This window comes from Streptomyces sp. SID12501 (genome assembly GCF_010550245.1).
GTDB lineage: Bacteria > Actinomycetota > Actinomycetes > Streptomycetales > Streptomycetaceae > Streptomyces.
This window is the reverse complement of the sequence record NZ_JAAGLU010000009.1, coordinates 251,733-271,327: the sequence shown is the minus strand read 5'-3', so window position 1 is coordinate 271,327 and position 19,595 is coordinate 251,733. Positions and strand designations below refer to the sequence as shown.

Here is a 19,595-nt window from a genome sequence, read left to right as displayed (position 1 = left end):
GGCAGCGGGGGAGACCCGTAAACACACGATTGGGTAGCCAGTGATTCTGAAAACCTTCGGCTGGTCGTTCGCGGTCACCGCGCTCGGCCTGGTCGCGGCCGTCCTCTACGGGGGGTGGACCGGCTTCGGGATCGTGGCGATCCTCTCCATCCTCGAGATCTCGCTGTCCTTCGACAACGCGGTGGTCAACGCCGGAATCCTGAAGAAGATGAGTGCCTTCTGGCAGAAGATCTTCCTCACCGTCGGTGTCCTCATCGCCGTCTTCGGTATGCGGCTCGTCTTCCCCGTCGTGATCGTGGCCATCAGCGCCAAGATCGGCCCGATCGACGCCGTCGACCTCGCGCTCAACAACAAGGACCAGTACCAGCAGCTGGTCACCGACGCCCACCCGGCGATCGCCGCCTTCGGTGGCATGTTCCTGTTGATGATCTTCCTCGACTTCATCTTCGAGGACCGTGACATCAAGTGGCTCGGCTGGCTGGAACGCCCGCTCGCCAAGCTCGGCAAGGTCGACATGCTGTCGGTCTGCATCGCCCTGATCGTGCTCATGGTCTCCGCGATGACCTTCGCGACCAACGCCCACCAGCACGGTGGCGCCCACGTCGACAAGGCGCAGACGGTACTCATCTCGGGCATCGCCGGTCTGATCACGTACATGATCGTCGGCGGACTCTCCGGCTACTTCGAGGACAAACTCGAGGAAGAGGAGGAGCGCGAGCACGAGGCCGACGAAGAGGCCGAGCGCACCGGCAAGAAGAGGCCGGCCATCGTTCTCGCAGGCCAGGCCGCCTTCTTCATGTTCCTCTACCTCGAAGTGCTGGACGCGTCCTTCTCCTTCGACGGCGTGATCGGCGCCTTCGCCGTCACGAACGACATCGTGCTGATGGCCCTGGGCCTCGGTATCGGCGCCATGTACGTCCGGTCGCTCACGGTCTACCTGGTCCGCCAGGGCACCCTCGACGACTACGTCTACCTGGAGCACGGCGCGCACTACGCGATCGGCGCCCTCGCCGGCATCCTGCTCATCACCATCCAGTACCAGATCCACGAGGTCATCACCGGCCTGGTGGGTGTCGTCCTGATCGCCTGGTCCTTCTGGTCCTCCGTGCGCCGCAACACCAAACTGGCAGCGGCAGAGGGAAAAGCGGTGGGCTCGGACGAGAAGACTGAGGTCTCGTCCGGGGTGTGACAACCTCCCGTGTGAGGAACGCTCTGAGCGGGGCGGCTACGAGGAATCGTCCTCGTCGGCCGCCCCGCGGCTTTGCGGGCGGTGGGCCGACGGCGTGGACGAATGTGCGGGGGCTGGACGGGTGGGGGCGGGATGAGTTTCTGGGACGACCTGTGGCACGGCCGTACGACGGACTTCGACGCGGGCAGCGCGGCGAGCAACTCCATCGAGCTGACCAAGCGGCATCAGCGGGTGTCGCTGACCAAGCAGGGCGCCGCGACGGGCCACCTGCGCATCAATCTGTCCTGGCGGATGCGCACGTCGGACATCGGCGGCCCCAAGCGGCAGAGCCTGTGGCGACACCCCTTCCAGGCCCTGCGGCCCGAGGAGGTCAAGGGCCACACCCAGAGCATGGTGAACGTCGACCTCGACCTGGGCATCCTGTACGAGCTGGCCGACGGCACGAAGGGCGTCGTACAGCCGCTGGGCGGGTTCCTCGGCGACACGAACGCGCCGCCGTACGTCAAGCTCAGCGGTGACGACCGGTTCGGGTCGGCGTCCGGGGAGACGGCGTACGTCAATCTCGATCACCGGGACGAGATCAAGCGGCTGCTGGTGTTCGTGTACATCTACGACCAGACGCCGGCGTTCGACCGGACCCACGCGATCGTGACGCTCTACCCCAGTAACGGGCCGCGCATCGAGATAGGCCTCGACGAGCGGCACTCACAGGCCCGGTCATGTGCGGTGGTGCTGATCGAGAACGTGAAGAACGAGTTGATCGTCCGGCGGGAAGTGAAGTTCGTCTACGGGTTCCAGGCGGAGCTCGACCGGTTGTACGGGTGGGGACTGCAGTGGGGCAGGGGCTACAAGACCAAAGCTGAGCGCTGACGCTTGGTCTGGGCGGGGGCGCGTAAGAGCCCGGGGGCCCTGCTCGGTGGCGGGTGCGGGCTGTGTGTGGTTGATCGCGCAGTTCCCCGCGCCCCTTAGGGGCGCCTGTCCTACCGTCCGATGAATTGGGGCCCCTGCGGTGGCAGGTGGAAGTCCGGGGACGGGTTCGGGGATGCTCCGACCGGTTGGGGGTACCCGTACGCCGGTTGGTTCGCGTTCGGGCTGGTCGGCTGCGGGTAGCCGTAGGTCGGTTGGGGAGGGAGAGTGGGCGGATGTTGGACCGTGGTGACCGCCGAGGTGTCCGTGGGCGGGGCGTTCGTGGTGTCCGGGAACGGTTCCCCGGCCGGCGGGTCCTCCACCGAGATACCGAAGTCCGTCGCCAGGCCCTCCAGGCCGTTCGAGTAGCCCTCGCCCAGGGCGCGGAACTTCCAGCCCTCCCCACGCCGGTACAGCTCGCCGCAGATCAGCGCCGTTTCCTCGCCCGTCTCCGGTTTGACGTCGAAGTACGCCAGCGGCTCCCCGTCCGCGACGGCACCGTCGTACAGCACGATGCGCAGGGACCGTACGCGGTCGAAGGGCACGCCGTCCGCCGAGGCGATCAGCAGAATCTGTCCGACTCCTGACTCGACACCGGTCAGATCCGTCTGGATCGTGTCGGTCAGGCCCTCGGCCACCCGTTTCTTGCCGAGGCGCCAGACCTTGCCCGAGGGGTGGCGGGGCTGGTTGTAGAAGACGAAGTCCTCGTCGGAGCGCACACGACCGTCGGGGCCGAGGAGCAGCGCCGAGGCGTCGACATCCGGAACCCCCTGCCCGGGCGTCCAGCGCAGCACGGCCCGCACCGTCGTGGCTTCGAGAGGGATGTTCGACCCCTTCAGCATGGCGTGCGTCATGCGGTCATCCTGCCTTCTCGGTCCTGGTCACGACAACGCGGGGGCATCGATTCTGCGTGTCCGCGTTACCTGAACTTCATTCTCAGTGGGAACCCCTGACATGGATCCCTACGTACTATTACCGGCCACCCTTCAACACTCGACCGACAATCGATCACCACTCGACCGGCCGTCCAGCCGCCACGGGGGAATTTCATGCGTCATTTCGGGCACATCGCGCCTGAGGTACGGCAGCGCCTGTTCCACCAGGAGCCGTGCGAGTTCACCGCCGACTCCCCGGCCCGGCTGCTCGCCACGGCCCTGGGGGCCACCCTGTACAGCCCGGCCACCCGACCGCGCCTCGCCGACGCCATCGTCAAGCAGGTCGCCCGCGGTGTCGTCTCGATGGTGCTGTGCCTGGAGGACTCGATCGATGACTCGGAGGTCGAGGACGCCGAGGAGAACCTGGTGCGGGAGTTCGGCGTGCTCGCCGAGCGCCCCGACGCCGCCACCGGGCTGCCGCTGCTGTTCATCCGGGTCCGTACGCCCGAACAGATCCCCGACCTCGTACAGCGCCTCGGGCCCACCGTCAGGCTGCTCTCCGGGTTCGTGATGCCGAAGTTCACCGAGGAACGCGGGATGCCGTTCCTGGAGGCACTCGCCGACGCCGAGGCCGCGAGCGGCCACCGTCTGTTCGGTATGCCGGTGCTCGAATCCCCCGAGCTGATGTACCGGGAGACGCGCGTAGAGACCCTGGAGGGCATCTCCCGCGCCGTCGACAAGTACCGCGACCGCGTCCTCGCCCTGCGCCTCGGCGTCACCGACTTCTGCTCCTCGTACGGGCTGCGCAGAGCCCCGGACATGACCGCGTACGACGTCCACGTCGTCGCCTCCGTCATCGCCGACGTCGTCAACATGATGGGGAGGGCCGATGGCACCGGGTTCACCGTCACCGGGCCCGTCTGGGAGTACTTCCGGGTCCAGGAGCGCATGTTCAAGCCGCAGCTGCGCCGCAGCCCCTTCCTGGACGGCCAGGCCGAGGAACTGCGTGAGACGCTCATCGAGCACGCCATGGACGGGCTGCTCCGCGAGATCAGCCTCGACCAGGCCAACGGGCTGCTCGGCAAGACCTGCATCCACCCCTCGCACGTGCTGCCCGTGCACACCCTGTCCGTGGTCAGTCACGAGGAGTTCAGTGACGCCCAGGACATCCTGCGGCCCGAGCGCTGCGGCGGAGGCGTCCTGCGGTCGGCGTACACGAACAAGATGAACGAGGTGAAGCCGCACCGCGCCTGGGCCGAGCGGACGCTGCTGCGCGCCGAGGTCTTCGGCGTCGCCAACGAGGACATCGGCTTCGTGGAGCTGCTCACCGCCGGTATCCCCGACTGATCCCCCGCCTGGCCCCGACCGATTTCCCACCAGTTCCCGACCGAAATCCGCCTTCGATCGCCTGTGCGGCTGACATGGCGGACCTGGCACCCCCCGACGAACACACATAGGGATTCATGGACAACGCTGTGCACAACGGGGTCTGGTCCGGCACCTGGGTCGCCGAGCGGCTCGGGGTCGAGCTGGTCGGCGGCGACGACCTGCGCGAGCTGCTCGGTCTCGCCCTGCGGCGCAACCCCAAGCGGGCGCACCTGCTGGTGTCGAACGTGCTCGGCAAGCACGTCCCGCAGTCGCCCGCCGTCGTCTACGGCCACGGCTTCGCCCTCGGCGAGCGCGTCCGCGAGCTGCTCGGCGCCGACGAGTCCCGGCGCGCCGTCGTCCTCGGGTACGCCGAGACGGCCACCGGGCTCGGCCACTGCGTCGCCGACGGCGTGGGCCTCGCGCCCTACCTCCACTCCACCCGGCGCCCGGTCGACGGCGTCGACCGGGCGGGCGGCTTCGAGGAGTCCCACTCGCACGCCACCTCCCACCTCCTCCTCCCGGAGAACCCCGCGCTGCTGGCCGGCCCCGGCCCGCTGGTCCTCGTCGACGACGAGTTCTCCACCGGCAACACCGTCCTCAACACCATCCGCGCCCTGCACGAGCGCTACCCGCGCGAGCGGTACGTCATAGTCGCCCTCGTCGACATGCGCTCCGCCGCCGACGCAGGCCGCCTGGACGCGTTCGCCGACGAGATCGGCGCCCGCGTCGACCTGGTCACCACGGCCGACGGAACGATTCGCCTGCCGGAGGGCGTGCTGGCGAAGGGTCAGGAGCTCGTCGAGCGGTACGAGGGTGCCGTACCGCCGGTTCGGCCGGTTGCCGAGGGGCAGGTGTCCCGGGTCGAGCTGCGCTGGCCCGCCAAGCTGCCCGACGGCGGGCGGCACGGCTTCACGCCCGGGCACCGAATACGGATGGAGGGCGCCCTGCCCGCCATGGCCGCCCGGGTCGCCGACGCGCTGCCCGACACGGCCCGGCGCGGTCGCGTTCTCGTGCTCGGCTTCGAGGAGCTGATGTACGCCCCGCTGCGCCTCGCCCGCGAGTTGGAGCAGGTGCTGGAGGGCGCCGAGGTCCGTTCCTCGACGACCACCCGTTCGCCTGTCCTCGCCGTGGACGACCCGGGGTACGCGATCCGTAGCCGCCTCGTCTTCCCGGCCCACGACGACCCGGCCGACGGGCCCGGCGAGCGCTACGTCCACAACGTGGCCGGCGCCGGCTTCGACGCCGTCGTCGCGGTCGTGGACTCCACCGCAGACACGCCCGAACTGCACGCCCCCGACGGCCTGTTGGCCACGCTCGCCGCGCACACGCCGAACGTCGTGCTCGCCGTCGTCCCGTCGTACGTACCCGCACGTCCGCACGTACCCGAAAGGCCCCGCATGCTGCCCGAGCCCCTCCGCGGTCCCGCGTTCTCCTCGTATCCACCGGACGAGGTCGGCTGGCTGCTGCGGGATCTCTCGGACGTCAGCCTGGAGGCGCCCACCGAGGAGCGCGAGGAGGCGATCCAGGCGGGCGGCGCCCACTACGCCGAGTCGCTGCCGGTCGAGTACCAGCCCAGCGACCAGTACCAGGAGCTGTTCCGCGCCGCGCTCGACACCTCCGCCGCCCGTATCGCCCAAGCCGTGGGCGCCGTAACGGAGTTGGTGCTGGCCGAGCGCTCACCGCGTCCGGTGCTCGTGTCACTGGCCCGCGCCGGAACGCCGGTCGGCGCGCTGATGCGCCGCTGGGCCAAGCACCGCCACGGGCTCGAACTGCCCCACTACGCCGTGTCGATCGTCCGGGGCCGGGGCATCGACGCCAACGCGCTGCGCTGGCTGGCCGCGCACCACGACCCCGCCGATGTCGTGTTCGTCGACGGCTGGACCGGCAAGGGTGCCATCACCCGCGAACTCGCCGACGCCATCGAGGAGTTCGAGGACTCCGACGGCATCACCGGCTTCGACCCGGAGATCGCGGTCCTGGCCGACCCGGGCTCCTGCGTCCGTACGTACGGCACCCGCGAGGACTTCCTCATCCCCTCCGCCTGCCTCAACTCCACGGTGTCGGGCCTGATTTCACGAACCGTCCTGCGCGCCGACCTGGTCGGCCCGAACGACTTCCACGGCGCCAAGTTCTACCGTGAACTCGCCGGCGCCGACGTCTCGGTGGACTTCCTCGACGCCGTCGCCGCCCGCTTCCCGGAGGTCGCGGACGCCGTCGACACCACGGTGAAAGAGTTGTTGGCCGCCGACCGGTCACCGACCTGGGAGGGCTGGGCGGCAGTTGAGCGGATCAGCGAGGAGTACGAGATCCACGACGTGAACCTCGTCAAGCCCGGCGTCGGCGAGACCACCCGGGTGCTGCTGCGCCGCGTCCCCTGGAAGATCCTGGCCCGCGCCGGAGCGGGCGCCGACCTCGACCACGTACGCCTGCTCGCCGAGCAGCGGGGCGTACCCGTCGAGGAGGTGGCCGAACTCCCGTACACCTGCGTGGGATTGATCCACCCCAAGTACACGCGGGGCGCGACCGGCGCCGACGGCAAGGCGGTGTCGGTATGAGTCCCTCGAGTCCCGTGCTCGTCGCCAGCGATCTCGACCGTACGCTCATCTACTCCGCCGCGGCCCTCGCGCTGACCATGCCGGACGCCCGCGCGCCCCGGCTGCTCTGTGTCGAGGTGCACGAGGCCCGGCCGCTGTCGTACATGACGGAAGTGGCCGCCGGTCTGCTCACCGAACTCGGTGACGCCGCCGTCTTCGTGCCGACGACCACCCGGACCCGTAAGCAGTACCTGCGCATCAACCTGCCGGGCCCGGCACCGAAGTACGCGATCTGTGCGAACGGCGGTCACATCCTCGTCGACGGTGTCGCCGACCAGGACTGGCACGATCGGGTGCAGGCACGGCTCGCGGACGAGTGCGCGTCCCTGGACGAGGTCCGGGACCATCTCGCGGCCACCGCCGACCCGCTCTGGGTGCGCAAGCACCGTATCGCCGAGGACTTCTTCGCCTACCTCGTCGTCGAGCGCGAACTGCTGCCCGAGGAGTGGGTGAAGGAACTGGCGGTCTGGGCCGAGGTCCGCGGCTGGACGGTCTCCCTCCAGGGCCGCAAGATCTACGCGGTGCCGAAGCCGCTCACCAAGAGCGCGGCCATGCGTGAGGTCGCCCGCCGCACCGGCGCGACGCTCACTCTGGCCGCCGGTGACTCGCTCCTCGACGCCGACCTTCTCCTGGCCGCCGACCGGGGCTGGCGCCCCGGCCACGGTGAGCTGGCGGAGACGGAGTGGAGCGCCGAGACAGTCAGCGCACTTCCCGAGCGGGGGGTCGCGGCGGGGGAGAGGATCCTTCGGGAGCTCCTGCGCGAGACAAGGGAGGCCCGGGGGACTCGGGGCATTCCGGGGACCCGCTAGCGGCCCGCGCCCGTCGCCGTACGACCCGTACGGCGACGAAGGCGACCACCGCCAGAGCCGCCCCGGCGAGCACCACCTTCGAGTACGCGGAGACGACGGTCGAGACCTCGGCCCAGTTGTCGCCCAGCAGATAGCCCGCGCACACGAAGGCGGTGTTCCACAGGGCGCTGCCGAGGGTGGTGAGGCCGAGGAACACGGGCAGGGGCATGCGTTCGACGCCGGCCGGTACGGAGATCAGGCTGCGGAAGACGGGGATCATCCGCCCGAAGAACACCGCCTTCGTGCCGTGCCGCAGGAACCAGGCCTCGGTCTTCTCGATGTCCGTCACCTTGACCAGTGGCAGCCGGCCGGCGAGGGCGACGGTGCGGTCACGGCCGAGCAGCGCGCCGACCCCGTACAGGGCGAGCGCGCCGACGACCGAGCCGGCCGTGGTCCAGAGCAGCGCGGCGAGCAGGCTCATCTGCCCGGTGCTCGCCGCGAAACCGGCGAGCGGCAGGATCACCTCGCTCGGCAGTGGCGGGAAGAGGTTCTCCAGCGCGATGGCGAGGCCCGCGCCTGGGGCGCCCATCGTGTCCATGAGGTCGGTGACCCACTGGGGTGCGGCCGTCGTGGCTGTCATACGGCCACGCTAGGAAACCGAACCTGAACCCAGCCTGAAGGGCCGCCTAACCGCCCCGCCGCGCGGGCCCTCAGCCGCAGCAGCCCCCGCCGCAGCAGCCGCCCCCGCCGCCACCGCGCGGCGCCGACGCCGGTGCGGACGCCGAGCCGCCGACGGCGACCGTCGACAGGAGCTTCACGGTGTCGTCATGACCGGCGGGGCAGTCCGCCGGGGCGGCCGACTCGGCCATCGGGCGGCTGAGTTCGAAGGTGTCGCCGCACGTGCGGCAGCGGTACTCGTAGCGAGGCATGCGGACAGATTAGTCCCCAATTGCTCGCCGCGCGGAGCCCGACGGTTTCGATGGTGATCCTTTCTGTTCATTCCCTATGTGGAGAAGTTGCGAAGCTCGCTGGTAATTTGTCTATGCCGCGATGAGCCGTGAGGTCGGGGAATCAAGGATTTGCACGGAGTGCGGAGGGTGTGTCGTGACCCAGGAGCCGGATGAATCGGACGTCACTCTGTATTTGCGCATATCGGACCTGGACATTCCCGGCGACGGGAAAGAATCTCCCTTAACGGGAGAAGTCGGGTCGGGAAACAGGCGTAAAGCCCGATTGGCTCGTAAAGCCCGCCGAATATCCCTTCCCCTGCTCCGTGCCCGAATATGGGCCCTCGTCACGTCCCATGCGCCGAAGTATCCGAGGCCAGGCCGTGCCGACTGGCGGCGCTGGATACCCTCCTGGCGCCAGTGGCTGGGGGGCGTACTGACGTCCGTGGGGCTGACCTGCCTGCTCCTGAGCATCGCCTACGCGGCCACCGACATCCCGGACAACCTCAACACGTACGCCACCCAGCAGGACAACGTGTACTTCTGGGCCGACGGGACGCCCATGGCCCGTACCGGCTGGGTGCAGCGGCAGGCGATGCCGCTGAAGGAGATACCGGAGGACGTCCGCTGGGCGGTGCTCGCCGCCGAGAATGCGAGTTTCTACAGCGATTCCGGCATTTCGCTCAAGGGCATCAGTCGCGCCCTTTTCCGTACCGTCGGCCAGGGTGACACCCAGGGTGGATCCACCATCACCCAGCAATATGTCAAAAACGTCTATCTCAACCAGAACCAGACGATCAGCCGCAAGTTCACCGAGGCGATGATCTCCCTCAAGCTCGACAATCGGATGAGCAAGGACGACATCCTCGAGGGCTACCTCAACACCAGTTGGTTCGGTCGCGGCTGCTACGGCATCCAGCGTGCCGCCCAGGCCTACTACGGCAAGGACGTCAGCGAACTCGACGCAGGCGAGGGCGCGTTCCTCGCCTCCCTCCTCAAGGGCGCCGGCCTGTACGACCCGACCCTGAGCAGCGCCAACCGTGCCCGCGCCGTGGAGCGCTGGTCCTGGACCCTCGACCGGATGGTCGACATCGGCAGGCTGACGAAGGCCGAGCGGGCCACGTACACGAAGTTCCCCGAGCCGCTGAAGAGCAACCCGCTGTACGACACCGGTGAGCAGACCGACTACCTGGTGGAAGTGGCCTCGCAGTACGCCAAGAAGGCCGGGGGGATCTCCGACAAGGACTTCGACCTCGGCGGCTACCAGGTCTACACGACGTTCGACCGCAACCGGGAGCGCAAGCTCGCCGACGCCGTGGCCAAAGCCCGTAAGCAGGCGCTGAAGGACGATCCGAAGGCCGCGAAGACCGCACACTACGGCGCCGCCTCGGTGACCGCCGACGGCCGGATCCTCGCCGTCTACGGCGGCCCCGACCACCGTACGCAGGGTTACAACGAGTCCAACTCCACCACCGTCCCCGCCGGTTCGGCCTTCCTGCCGTTCGTCTACGCCGCCGGCCTGGAGCACGGCGTCCACGAGAGCCGCGACGACGAGGCGACACGTGTCACGGGGGAGACCTTGTACGACGGCAACGACGACGTGCCGGTGACCACGCCCGAGGGGCCCTACTGGGACCGCAGCGGCAAGAAGGTGGCCGCCAGCAACGACGGTGACCTGTCCTACGGGCAGATCTCCCTGCACCGGGCGCTGGAGCTGTCGGTGAACACGCCGTTCATGCAGCTCGGCATGGACACCGGCCTGGACAACGTCCGCGCGACCGCGGAGGCCGCCGGACTGCTGCCCGCCAGCATCGGGGCGCAGGTGCCGGCCCTCTCGACGGGCACCTCCACGCCCAGCGCGATCCGCATGGCCGGCGGCTACACCACGTTCATCGCCGGCGGCAGGCGCACCGAGCCCTACTCGGTGCGCAGGATCACCCGCAACGGAGCCGGCATCGCCCTGGACACCCCCACCCCGACCCGCGCGATCGGCGCCGACGTGGCCGAGGAGGTCACCTCGGCGCTCACCGACGCCTTCAGCACCGCCCACCCCGTCGCGGCCGCGTCCGCCGACGGGAAGGTGGCCGGCAAGGCGGGGACCACCCCGGGCGACACCGCCTCCTGGTTCGTCGGCACGAACAAGTTCGTGTCCACGGCTGTCGTCGTCTACCGCATCGACCTGGCCAAGAGCCTCGAACCGCTGCCGTTGAAGGGCCTTGCCGGCACCGACGACGACAGCGTTCCGTACGGCATCTGGTCGGGTGCCATGAGCCCGCTCGGCTGACCACCGGACGGTGCAGGAACCCACCCCCCCTCGAAATGAGCAGCACATGAGACAAGCGTCGGGCCGCCGTCGCAAGGCCCCGGCAACGCCTCCGCCCGTCAGCCGCCGCCCGCGGCTCGCGGCGTACCTCGTCGTCGCGTCCCTGACCATGGCGTCCCTGACCGCCGGATACCTGATGCTGGGCCGCACCGACCACACCGCGCCGACAGCCTCCGTGCGGTCCGGGGGAACCGCGAAAGCCTCCGCGCAGGCGACCGACGAACCGAAGTGGGACGGCATAACCAAGGTCCTGGGGGACGGTTCCACCTCGTACACCGGCCCGCAGCAGGGCCGGTTGAAGCCGGTGCCGCTCAAGCCCGGTGAGAAACCGCCACAGTTCGTCGTCTTCTCCTGGGACGGCGCACTGGCGGGCGACGACGAACTCTTCGAGCACTACCGGGAGTTGGCCGCGCGGTACGACGCCCACATGACGTTCTTCCTCACGGGCATCTATCTGCTGCCCAAGAGCAAGGCGAACCTCTACAAGCCCCCGCAGCACCCCGTGGGGTCGGCCGCGATCAGCTACGCGACCGACGAGCACATCCGCACCACGCTTGAGGAGCTCGGCAAGGCGTGGCGGGAGGGCAACGAGATCGGTACCCACTTCAATGGCCACTTCTGCGGTGAGAAGGGCGGCGGCGACTGGAGCGTCGCCGAGTGGAAGAGCGAGATCGACCAGTTCTTCTCCTTCGTGCAGAAGTGGAAGACCAACACCGGCTACACCGACCTCGCCCCGCTGCCGTTCGACATCAAGAAGGAGGTCACCGGCGGGCGCGCCCCCTGTCTGGAGGGCCAGAAGAACCTGCTGAAGGCCGCCGAGAGCTACGGCTGGCGCTACGACGCGAGTTCCGCGGGCGACTTCCAGATCTGGCCGAAGAAGAAGGACGGCATCTGGGACTTCCCGCTGCAGATGCTCCCGTACGAGGGCGGCGACTACCAGGGCCTGTCCATGGACTTCAACTTCCTCTACAACCAGTCCGAGGGCGAGACCGACGGGGCCGCGGTCAACTACCCGAAGTGGCAGCAGGAGACCGTCGCCTCCTACATGGCCGGCTTCGACCGGGTGTACTACGGCAGCCGCGCCCCGCTGTTCATCGGCAACCACTTCGAGAACTGGAACGGCGGCATCTACATGAAGGCCGTCGACGAGGTCATGGCGACCATGTGCACGAAGAAGGACGTCAAGTGCGTCTCTTTCAAGGAACTCGCCGACTGGCTCGACGTGCAGACCCCCGCGACGCTGGAGCGGCTGCGCGGCCTGGACCCGGCGCAGTCGCCGGACTGGTCGACGGTCGTGAAGTGACAGCCGGTATGTGACGGTCCGTCAACTCCCTTGCCTGCAAAGGGTATCCCCGTTCACGGGAGCTCCACATGGCATGCAAAAATTCCACAACCCGGCATCCCCCATCGCCGGGGCAAGAGGGGAAACATTCGTGAAGTCAAGGAACATGGGCCGTACGCGCAGCCGCGCCGCCATAGTCGTCGCGGCGGCTGCCTCGGTCGCCGCGGGAGCGGCGCTGCTGCCGGTCGCGAGCGCGAGCGCGGCGACCGCGCGCTCCGCCGCCCCGATCGTGGACCAGCAGACCAGGGCCACCTTCCAGCGCCTGGCCGACGCGGTCCTCACCGACCGCACGGACGCGCTCGTCGACGGCGCGCAGGGCAACCGGAAGAAGCCGCTGACCAACGTCTTCTCCGGTGACGTCAAGCTGTCCGCCGCACTGGCCCGCAGCGAGAACGCCGCACTGACCTCGCTGGACAGGCGCAAGGACCGCCTCTCGGCGCTCGGCGAGAAGTACAGCAAGGCCAACACCGTCGTCACCCTGAACAGCACCCGCCTGCGGGGCACCAAGGCCGAGGTCGCGGTCACCGAGACCACGACCCTGACGTACCAGAAGGTCCGCGGCGACGAGCCGGGGACCACCGGCTTCCAGGCCCACCACGCGCTGACGTTCACCGCCGACGCGCGCGGCCACTGGCAGCTGACGGGCATCCGGAACACCGACGCCGCCGCCGACCTCGCGGTGAACCAGCCGGCCGAGCCGTCCGTCGTGTCCAGGGCAGGCACGTCCCGGGTCGCCGCCGGCACCACCCCCAACGCGCCCCGCGCGGCCACCACCCGCACGGCACCGGCCAAGGCCAAGAACCTCACCACCGGCGCCTACGACTACAAGGCCATGGCCACGTACGCGGAGAAGTACTGGAGCACCTACAACAAGGCCTACCCGAACTTCAACGGGCACAGCGCCGGCGGCGACTGCACCAACTTCGCCAGCCAGTCCCTGAAGGCCGGCGGCTGGAAGCACGCCCCCGGCTATGTCTACGACTACACCAAGTGGTTCGGCAACGCCGACATCCAGTCGGATTCCTTCGTCGGCGTCAACGAGTGGTCCTGGTTCGCCCAGAACTCGAAGCGCACCACCAGCCTCGCGTACGTCTACCAGCTCGACGTCGGCGACGTGCTCCAGATGGACTTCGACAAGGACGGGTCCAAGGACCACACGATGTTCGTCACGTACCGCAGCGCGCAGGGCGTGCCGTACCTGACGTACCACTCCGCCAACACCTACCGCAGGTCGGTGGCGAGCATCATCGCGTCGAACCCGAACGCCTACTACTACGCCTACCGCACCTGATTCACCCCGGTCCCACCGCTCCGGCCCTTTCCCGGGCCGGGCGGCGGGCCTCCGCAGGAGAGATGTACGCCAGGAGGGATGCGCGCTCAGTGGGCGGTCGTCCCGCGCTCCTCGCGGATACGGCTGACCACGCCGGCCACCGTGTGCCGTACCGCCTCCGCCTCCGTCAGGAAGTGCCAGTAGTCGGGATGGCGGCCCTCCAGCCCGGCGATCGCGCGGTCCAGCCGGGCCACCGACTCGTCCAGCGGGCGGGCGTCCCGCGGGTCCGGGGTGTTGCGCCCCGACATGGCCAGCCGCTGCGCGTCCCGGATCGCGAAGCGCGTCCGGTCGATCTCGCCCCGAGGGTCCTTCTGTACGGCGTTCAGCCGCCGCAGCCGGTCCCCGGCCGCCGACACCGCCTCGTCGGTGGTGTTCAGCAGCGCCCGCACCGTCGACAGCAGCGCTGTCGCGTCCGGCCAGCGCTGGGCGTCCCGAGCGGCCTGTGCCTCCTTGAGCTTGGCCTCGGCCTGCCGCACATGGTCCGTCGCCTGTTCCGGTACGTGCTGGAGGTCCTGCCAGCACGCCGCCGAGAACCGTCTGCGCAGCTCGCTCAGCAGCGGCTCCACCTGCCCGGACCGGGTGGTCAGCGCCTCGGCGCGAGTACGCAGCGACACCAGCCGGTGATCGATCTCCGCAGCCCGCTCGGGCAGCCGCGCCGCCTCCGCCCGCACCGCCTCCGCCTCGCGCGCGACCCGGTCGGCCCGCTCCAGCGTCTCCGGCACACCGTGCTGTCCCGCGCCCTGGTTGAGCCGGGTCAGCTCCGGCCCGAGGGCGGCGAGCCGGGCGGCCAGGTCGTCCGCCCGCAGCCCCGACCCCCGTACCGCGTCCAGGGCGTTCGACGCGGCCAGCAGCGACTGCCGGGCGCGCTCCACGGAGGGCGCGAGCCGGGCCAACTGGGTCTCGGCCTTGCCGAGCAGCGGCCCGAGCCCGTCCGCGAAGCGGTCCAGGTCCTGCTTGACCCGCCCCAGCTCCTCCTTGGCCCGGGTCAGCTCGGACCGGGCGTGGGTGGCGGCCGAGGCCTCCAGATCGTCGCGGTCGAGATCGTGGGCGTCGATGGCGGTGATGTACTGGCCGCTGGCCTCGTCGATCCGGCGCCCGAGCCCCTCGAAGTCGGAGACCGCGCGCCGGGCGGCGGGGGTGTCGTCGACGGCCTTGATGGTCTCTATCGAGATCCGCAGATCCCGCTGGGCGGTGTCCAGTTCGTAGAAGGCAGCGGCGGCGGCGTCCTTCGCGGCCTGCGCCTCGGCACGCTGGCTCTCGGCCCGCCCACCGAACCACCGCCGTGTACCGCCACCGGCGAAGGCGGCGGGCAGGGCGAGGAGCAGCGGCAACGGGAGCAGTACGAGCGTCAGCGCGTCCCGCGCCGCGGAGCGCACGCCGGTGAGAGAGGCCTTGCGAGAGGCCTCGGGTGGGCGGTGCGGCGAACGGCGAGGTGGCTGGTGCGCGCGCGGCGCAATCGGCGTGTACGGCTCAGAAGTAGTCGCCGTCACTTCCCTCTCCCGTGCTGTGATCTGCCCTGCCCGGTTCATTCTCCCACCGGTAGAGGACGAACACACGGCCCGGTCGGTTCGCGCTGCGCGTACCCAGTCACGATCAGCCGCGAACCGAGTGCGCACCGGGCCACCACGAGGCTCACTCCCCGGCGACCCGCACCCGTATGCTCCCGTCCTGCGTCTTCGCCGACACCACATGCGTACTGCGGTCGGCGCGCGGCACGGACACCTTCACGGAGCCGTCGTCCGAGTCCGCCGTCACGCGGTATGTCTCCCGGGGCAGCTCGATCGTGAGCGAGCCGTCGTCGCTGCTCGACTCGACCAGGTCCGGCACGGAGGCGAGTTCGAGCCGCACCGAGCCGTCCTGGGAGTGCGCCCGCACCTGCTGGGAGCGCACACCGAGGGCGTGGATCGAACCGTCGTCGGTGTAGAGCTTCAGCGGGCCGGTGGAGTTCTCGACGGTGACGGAGCCGTCCTCGGAGCGTATGTCGAGGGCCTGGTCGAAGCCGCGCGCGGTGACCTTCCCGTCCCCGTTCCGCACGACGACGGAGACACCGCGAGGCACCTCGATCCGGTGCTTGGCCGAGCAGTCGGCGACCACGCCCGAGCACTTCACCCGGAGTTCGAGCCGGTCGTCCTCCATGGACCAGGTCACCTTGGGGTCCTTGCCCATGGTGACGGAGCCCTGGAACCAGCGGGTGACCTCGATCCGGCCCGACTTGCCGGAGTCGGCGGCGACGATGTCGAGCCCGGACTCGTTCGAGTCGACGGTGAGCGTGCGCCCCTGCAGGGCGAAGGAACGGTGCTCCGGATCCTTGTCGTCCCCCGCGGAGGAGCAGGCCGACGCGGTGGCGACGAGCGCGACCACCGCGCCGACGACGGCGATGACACGGGTGCGCGGAAATGCTGAACGGGCCATGGTCCTACTCCCCCTGAGGCGAACACGGGACCGGTGATCGGCGATCGGTTGAGCCGGCCCTGCGACACTCTTCGACCGTACGGAGCCGCCGCCCGGCGGGGCATCCGGGTCGCTCCCCGATCTGTACGGGGGAAAACCCCCGAATCCGGAGCCGGTGATCTCCGGGGCGGATACTGGTTTGCGAGGCAGTGCCCCGGGCAATGTAGGCTGACGACTCGTCCTGGGCGCGTAGCTCAGTGGTAGAGCGCCGCCCTTACAAGGCGGATGTCGGCGGTTCGAAACCGTCCGCGCCCACCAGGGCAAATAGCAGGATCCAGGTGACGAGTGGCCCCCCGGCGGTTTCGCCGGGGGGCCGTTTCGTGTGGCGAAGCGTGGTGAACGCGGCCTTCGGATCGGCCCCGTGTTCGTGCCGGATATCGTGAGTGGCAGTGCCGGGTGGGAGCAGAGAGGTCGGACGTGTCGGACGAGGGACGGCTGATTGCCGGGCGGTATCGGCTGACCGAGCAGATCGGCCGTGGCGGTATGGGCACGGTCTGGCTGGCCGCCGACGAGATGCTCAACCGCCGGGTCGCGCTCAAGCGTCTGCACGAGGACTCGCGGTTCGCCGACGACGAACTTCCCCTGATGTACGAGCGCACCCGCCGCGAGGCGCAGAGCGCGGCCCGGATCGCGCACCCGAACGTGGTCGTCGTCCATGACGTCGTCGAGGACGACGGGCTGCCGTGCATCGTCATGGAGTACGTGCCCTCCACCACACTGGGCGCCCTGCTCAAGAGCGGCGGAACCGTTTCTCCCGAGGAGGCCGCCCGCGTCGGCCGGGGCATGGTCGGCGCGCTGCGGGCCGCTCACGAGGCCGGCGTACTGCACCGTGACGTCAAGCCGGGCAACGTCCTGCTCGGCGAGGGCGGCCGGGTCGTCCTCACCGACTTCGGCATCGCCACGGCGACCGGTACCAGCACCCTCACCCGGACCGGCGAGATCGTCGGCTCCATCGACTTCATGGCGCCGGAGCGCATCCAGGGCGACACCCCCGGCCCCGCCTCCGATCTCTGGGCGCTCGGCGCGACCCTCTACCAGGCGGTGGAGGGGCAGCCGCCGTTCCGCAGGCTCACGCCGGTGGAGACGGCGTACTCCATCGTCACGGCGCCCCTGGAGCCGATGAAGCAGGCCGGCCCGCTGGAGCCGCTGATCGCGGCCCTGCTGGCCAAGGACCCGGCCGAGCGGCCCTCGGCCGAGGAGACGGAACTGGCGCTGCGGGCGGTGACCGAGGACACGGTGCCGCGCGCGTGGACGGCGTCCGTTCCGCTGCCGACGCCGGGACCCGCGACGGACGGTACAGGGGGTACCCGGAGGAGGACCGGCACCAGGAAGGCGGCTCCTGTACAGGAACGCGGCGGGCGTGGGCGCCGTACCGTCCTCTGGAGCGCGGTCGCGGTGATCCTGGTCGCCGGGGGCACCGCGGGCGGCCTCTACTACGTGAACTCGTCCGGCGAGGACACGCAGAGCGCCGGTTCGGCGACGAGCCCCACCCCGACGGCCTACGCGCCCTCGCCCGTCCCCGACGGCTACCACCTGGTCACGGAGAAGGCGCTCGGTGTCGCCTTCCCGGTGCCGGACGGCTGGAAGCTGGACAAGCGGAAGTCCGACGGGGTCGTCTACGTCGACGGGACCGGGCTGGCCGGCCTCACCATCGGCATGGTGGACCCCGCGGGCGATCCCCTGGCGCACTTCAAGGAGATCGAGGCGAACACGAAGGTCAACTATCCCGGGGACAAGTACCGCAAGCTCTATCTGCAGCGGACGACGTACCGCGGCCAGAAGGCCGCCGTCTGGGAGTTCACCTTCACGGGCCGGGCGCGTGACTTCCACGCCATCGAGCTCGGTTTCGGGCAGGAGGGCGGCCGGGAGTACGACATCTATGTCTCGGCGCCCGAGGAGACGTGGGACACCTACCGGCCGGTCTTCGACCGGGTGCGGGAAGGTTTCCGCACCACCTCCACCTCCACCTCCACGTCGACGGCAACCTCCACCCCGCCGTCCTGAGTCCGGGCCGCGCAGGCCTCAGGCCTCGTCCTCTGTGCCTTCGTGCGCGTGCTTGAGCCGCGTGCGCGCGTCCACCCGGTCCGCTCCCGTGACCTCGGCCCAGAAGCGGTGGCCGCTCACGAACACCGCGAGCTCGTGCTCCCGCCGCCGCAGCTTCTCCACCTCGGCCTGTTCGTCGGCCGACCAGCCCGGCGACGCGGGGCGCTCCACCTTGCGCCAGCCGCCGGTGTCACTGAAACCGTCCAGCGGCTCGACCGACCAGGGGAGCCGCTTCAGGAGGACGGACAGCTCGGCCCGGACCTGATGCAGCTCCTCCTGACCGGCCAGGAGGTCACTCGGGAAGTCATAGGTCGTCGCCACGCGGTAATGGTACGCCTGTTCGATTTTGAGAAGCGAGTTCCTCCGGGGACTTCCTCCCTGTCTTCACGCGAACGAGTGAACGGGCCGGGATGGCCGGTGGAAGGCGGTCATCGGAGGGCGGTCAGCGGCCCCCGGCTGCCAGCTCCCGCACCACCCGCGTGGCCACCGGTACGTCCACACCGTGCCGTTCGGCCGCGCGCAGCAGGGCTCCGCCGATCGCGTCCAGTTCCAGCGGGCGGCCCGCCTCGGCGTCGCGCTGCATCGACGACCGGGTGGCCGGGGGGAAGGTGTCGTAGCGGGTCAGGGCCTGGGCGGGGTCCGCCGGGCCGCCGCAGGCCAGGCTCACCGCCGCCGTCTCCTCGACCAGGGCGGTCAGTTCGTCGCGGTGGCGGGTGCGGACGTCGCCCAGCGGGAGTCCGTGCAGGGTGGTCAGCAGGGCGAAGGGGGCGAGGAACGACATCTTCGCCCACAGCACCGCCGCCTCGTCGGGCAGGGCCCGGGTGGCCGGTCCGGCGGCCGTGAAGGCGGCGGCCAGCGCGTCGAGACGCTCGCGCGGTACGGGGTCGCCGGCCAGGTCGATCTCCGCGAAGGGGCTCGCGTGTTCGATCACGCCGGGTGCCGTGCGGGTCGACTCGACGCGGATCACGGCCGGGGCGACGCGGTCGTCGCCGTAGCGGGCGCGCAGTGCGGCCGGGTGCTCGACGCCGTTCAGGAACGGTACGACCAGGGCGTCGCCCAGCGCCCTCGCCGGGACGCGCTCCAGGGCCGCGTCGAGGTTCGTGTGCTTGACGGCTACGAGAACGGCGTCGACTCCACCGAGGGGGCCCGATGCCTCCGGCAGCTCGGTCGCCGTGTCCACCTTCGCCGTGAACTCGCCGAACCGGCCGCTGCGGACGTGGATTCCGCCCTCGCGCAGTGTCCGCGCGGTGTCGTCCCCGGCCAGGCAGAGCACGCGGTGACCGGCGCGGGAGAGCAGGGCGGCGAGGAGGCCACCGATGCCTCCGGGGCCGAGAACGGCGAAGGTGAGCGTGTCCTGGCGTACGCCTGCGGGTGTGTCCGTCTGCATGGCTGATCGAACCTCTCATCGGTCGGCCCCTGACAGGTGGCCGCTTCGCTGA

Annotated in this window: 16 protein-coding genes and 1 tRNA gene; 10 read left to right on the top strand and 7 right to left on the bottom strand. The window is 69.9% G+C overall.

What is annotated here, in order from left to right:
- Nucleotides 1-40: 40 nt before the first annotated feature.
- Nucleotides 41-1,189, top strand: coding sequence for a DUF475 domain-containing protein (locus G3I71_RS13475; RefSeq protein WP_164314322.1), 1,149 nt, complete (start codon nt 41-43; stop codon nt 1,187-1,189).
- A 132-nt stretch (nt 1,190-1,321) separates the two neighbouring features.
- Nucleotides 1,322-2,059 (top strand): Tellurium resistance, encoded by a 738-nt coding sequence (locus G3I71_RS13470; protein ID WP_164314320.1) that lies wholly within the window; start codon nt 1,322-1,324, stop codon nt 2,057-2,059.
- Between the two features lie 110 nt (nt 2,060-2,169).
- Here the strand turns inward: G3I71_RS13470 and G3I71_RS13465 are convergent, their stop codons facing one another.
- Nucleotides 2,170-2,949 (bottom strand): TerD family protein, encoded by a 780-nt coding sequence (locus G3I71_RS13465; protein ID WP_164314318.1) that lies wholly within the window; start codon nt 2,947-2,949, stop codon nt 2,170-2,172.
- A 195-nt stretch (nt 2,950-3,144) separates the two neighbouring features.
- Between G3I71_RS13465 and G3I71_RS13460 the strand changes: the two genes are divergently transcribed.
- The 3 genes from G3I71_RS13460 to G3I71_RS13450 all read left to right on the top strand — a co-directional run bounded on the left by G3I71_RS13460 (nt 3,145) and on the right by G3I71_RS13450 (nt 7,741).
- Nucleotides 3,145-4,317: an HpcH/HpaI aldolase/citrate lyase family protein gene (locus G3I71_RS13460; protein WP_164314316.1), complete on the top strand. Its 1,173-nt coding sequence runs from the start codon at nt 3,145-3,147 to the stop codon at nt 4,315-4,317.
- Between the two features lie 116 nt (nt 4,318-4,433).
- Nucleotides 4,434-6,893, top strand: coding sequence for a phosphoribosyltransferase (locus G3I71_RS13455; RefSeq protein WP_164314314.1), 2,460 nt, complete (start codon nt 4,434-4,436; stop codon nt 6,891-6,893).
- Nucleotides 6,890-7,741 carry an HAD family hydrolase gene (locus G3I71_RS13450; protein WP_164314312.1) on the top strand — a complete coding sequence of 284 codons (852 nt, stop codon included), beginning with the start codon at nt 6,890-6,892 and terminating at the stop codon, nt 7,739-7,741. Before G3I71_RS13455 ends, G3I71_RS13450 begins: the two co-directional genes overlap by 4 nt.
- On the opposite strand, the gene G3I71_RS13445 is transcribed toward G3I71_RS13450, so the two are convergent.
- Nucleotides 7,632-8,360 (bottom strand): DedA family protein, encoded by a 729-nt coding sequence (locus G3I71_RS13445; protein WP_164314310.1) that lies wholly within the window; start codon nt 8,358-8,360, stop codon nt 7,632-7,634. The two genes, G3I71_RS13450 and G3I71_RS13445, sit on opposite strands and share 110 nt — an antisense overlap.
- 70 nt (nt 8,361-8,430) lie before the next feature.
- Nucleotides 8,431-8,649, bottom strand: a complete 219-nt coding sequence (locus G3I71_RS13440) for a zinc ribbon domain-containing protein (protein WP_164314307.1) — start codon at nt 8,647-8,649, stop codon at nt 8,431-8,433.
- A 121-nt stretch (nt 8,650-8,770) separates the two neighbouring features.
- Here G3I71_RS13440 and G3I71_RS13435 point away from each other — a divergent pair, with 121 nt between their 5' ends.
- The 3 genes from G3I71_RS13435 to G3I71_RS13425 all read left to right on the top strand — a co-directional run bounded on the left by G3I71_RS13435 (nt 8,771) and on the right by G3I71_RS13425 (nt 13,623).
- The gene (locus G3I71_RS13435) at nt 8,771-10,951 is read left to right on the top strand and encodes a transglycosylase domain-containing protein (RefSeq protein WP_239149129.1); all 2,181 of its coding nucleotides are present in this window, start codon (nt 8,771-8,773) and stop codon (nt 10,949-10,951) included.
- Nucleotides 10,952-10,997: 46 nt separating this feature from the next.
- Complete coding sequence (locus tag G3I71_RS13430) at nt 10,998-12,293, top strand: hypothetical protein (protein WP_164314303.1); 1,296 nt, start codon at nt 10,998-11,000, stop codon at nt 12,291-12,293.
- A 130-nt stretch (nt 12,294-12,423) separates the two neighbouring features.
- Nucleotides 12,424-13,623, top strand: a complete 1,200-nt coding sequence (locus G3I71_RS13425) for an amidase domain-containing protein (protein WP_164314301.1) — start codon at nt 12,424-12,426, stop codon at nt 13,621-13,623.
- 86 nt (nt 13,624-13,709) lie between these two features.
- On the opposite strand, the gene G3I71_RS13420 is transcribed toward G3I71_RS13425, so the two are convergent.
- Together G3I71_RS13420 and G3I71_RS13415 are read right to left on the bottom strand one after the other, a co-directional pair.
- Nucleotides 13,710-15,152, bottom strand: a complete 1,443-nt coding sequence (locus G3I71_RS13420; RefSeq protein ID WP_164314299.1) for a hypothetical protein — start codon at nt 15,150-15,152, stop codon at nt 13,710-13,712.
- A 142-nt stretch (nt 15,153-15,294) separates the two neighbouring features.
- Entirely contained in the window at nt 15,295-16,074 is a 780-nt protein-coding gene (locus G3I71_RS13415; RefSeq protein ID WP_164314297.1) for a DUF4097 family beta strand repeat-containing protein, read from the bottom strand.
- A gap of 222 nt (nt 16,075-16,296) precedes the next feature.
- Between G3I71_RS13415 and G3I71_RS13410 the strand changes: the two genes are divergently transcribed.
- Both G3I71_RS13410 and G3I71_RS13405 read left to right on the top strand, forming a co-directional pair.
- Nucleotides 16,297-16,371 (top strand) — tRNA-Val (locus G3I71_RS13410).
- A gap of 159 nt (nt 16,372-16,530) precedes the next feature.
- Nucleotides 16,531-18,117, top strand: coding sequence for a serine/threonine-protein kinase (locus G3I71_RS13405; protein WP_164314295.1), 1,587 nt, complete (start codon nt 16,531-16,533; stop codon nt 18,115-18,117).
- An 18-nt stretch (nt 18,118-18,135) separates the two neighbouring features.
- Here the strand turns inward: G3I71_RS13405 and G3I71_RS13400 are convergent, their stop codons facing one another.
- Together G3I71_RS13400 and G3I71_RS13395 are read right to left on the bottom strand one after the other, a co-directional pair.
- Nucleotides 18,136-18,477 carry a hypothetical protein gene (locus tag G3I71_RS13400; protein WP_164314293.1) on the bottom strand — a complete coding sequence of 114 codons (342 nt, stop codon included), beginning with the start codon at nt 18,475-18,477 and terminating at the stop codon, nt 18,136-18,138.
- 121 nt (nt 18,478-18,598) lie between these two features.
- On the bottom strand, nt 18,599-19,543 hold the full coding sequence (locus tag G3I71_RS13395; RefSeq protein ID WP_164314291.1) for a ketopantoate reductase family protein: 945 nt from the start codon (nt 19,541-19,543) through the stop codon (nt 18,599-18,601).
- Nucleotides 19,544-19,595: the final 52 nt, after the last annotated feature.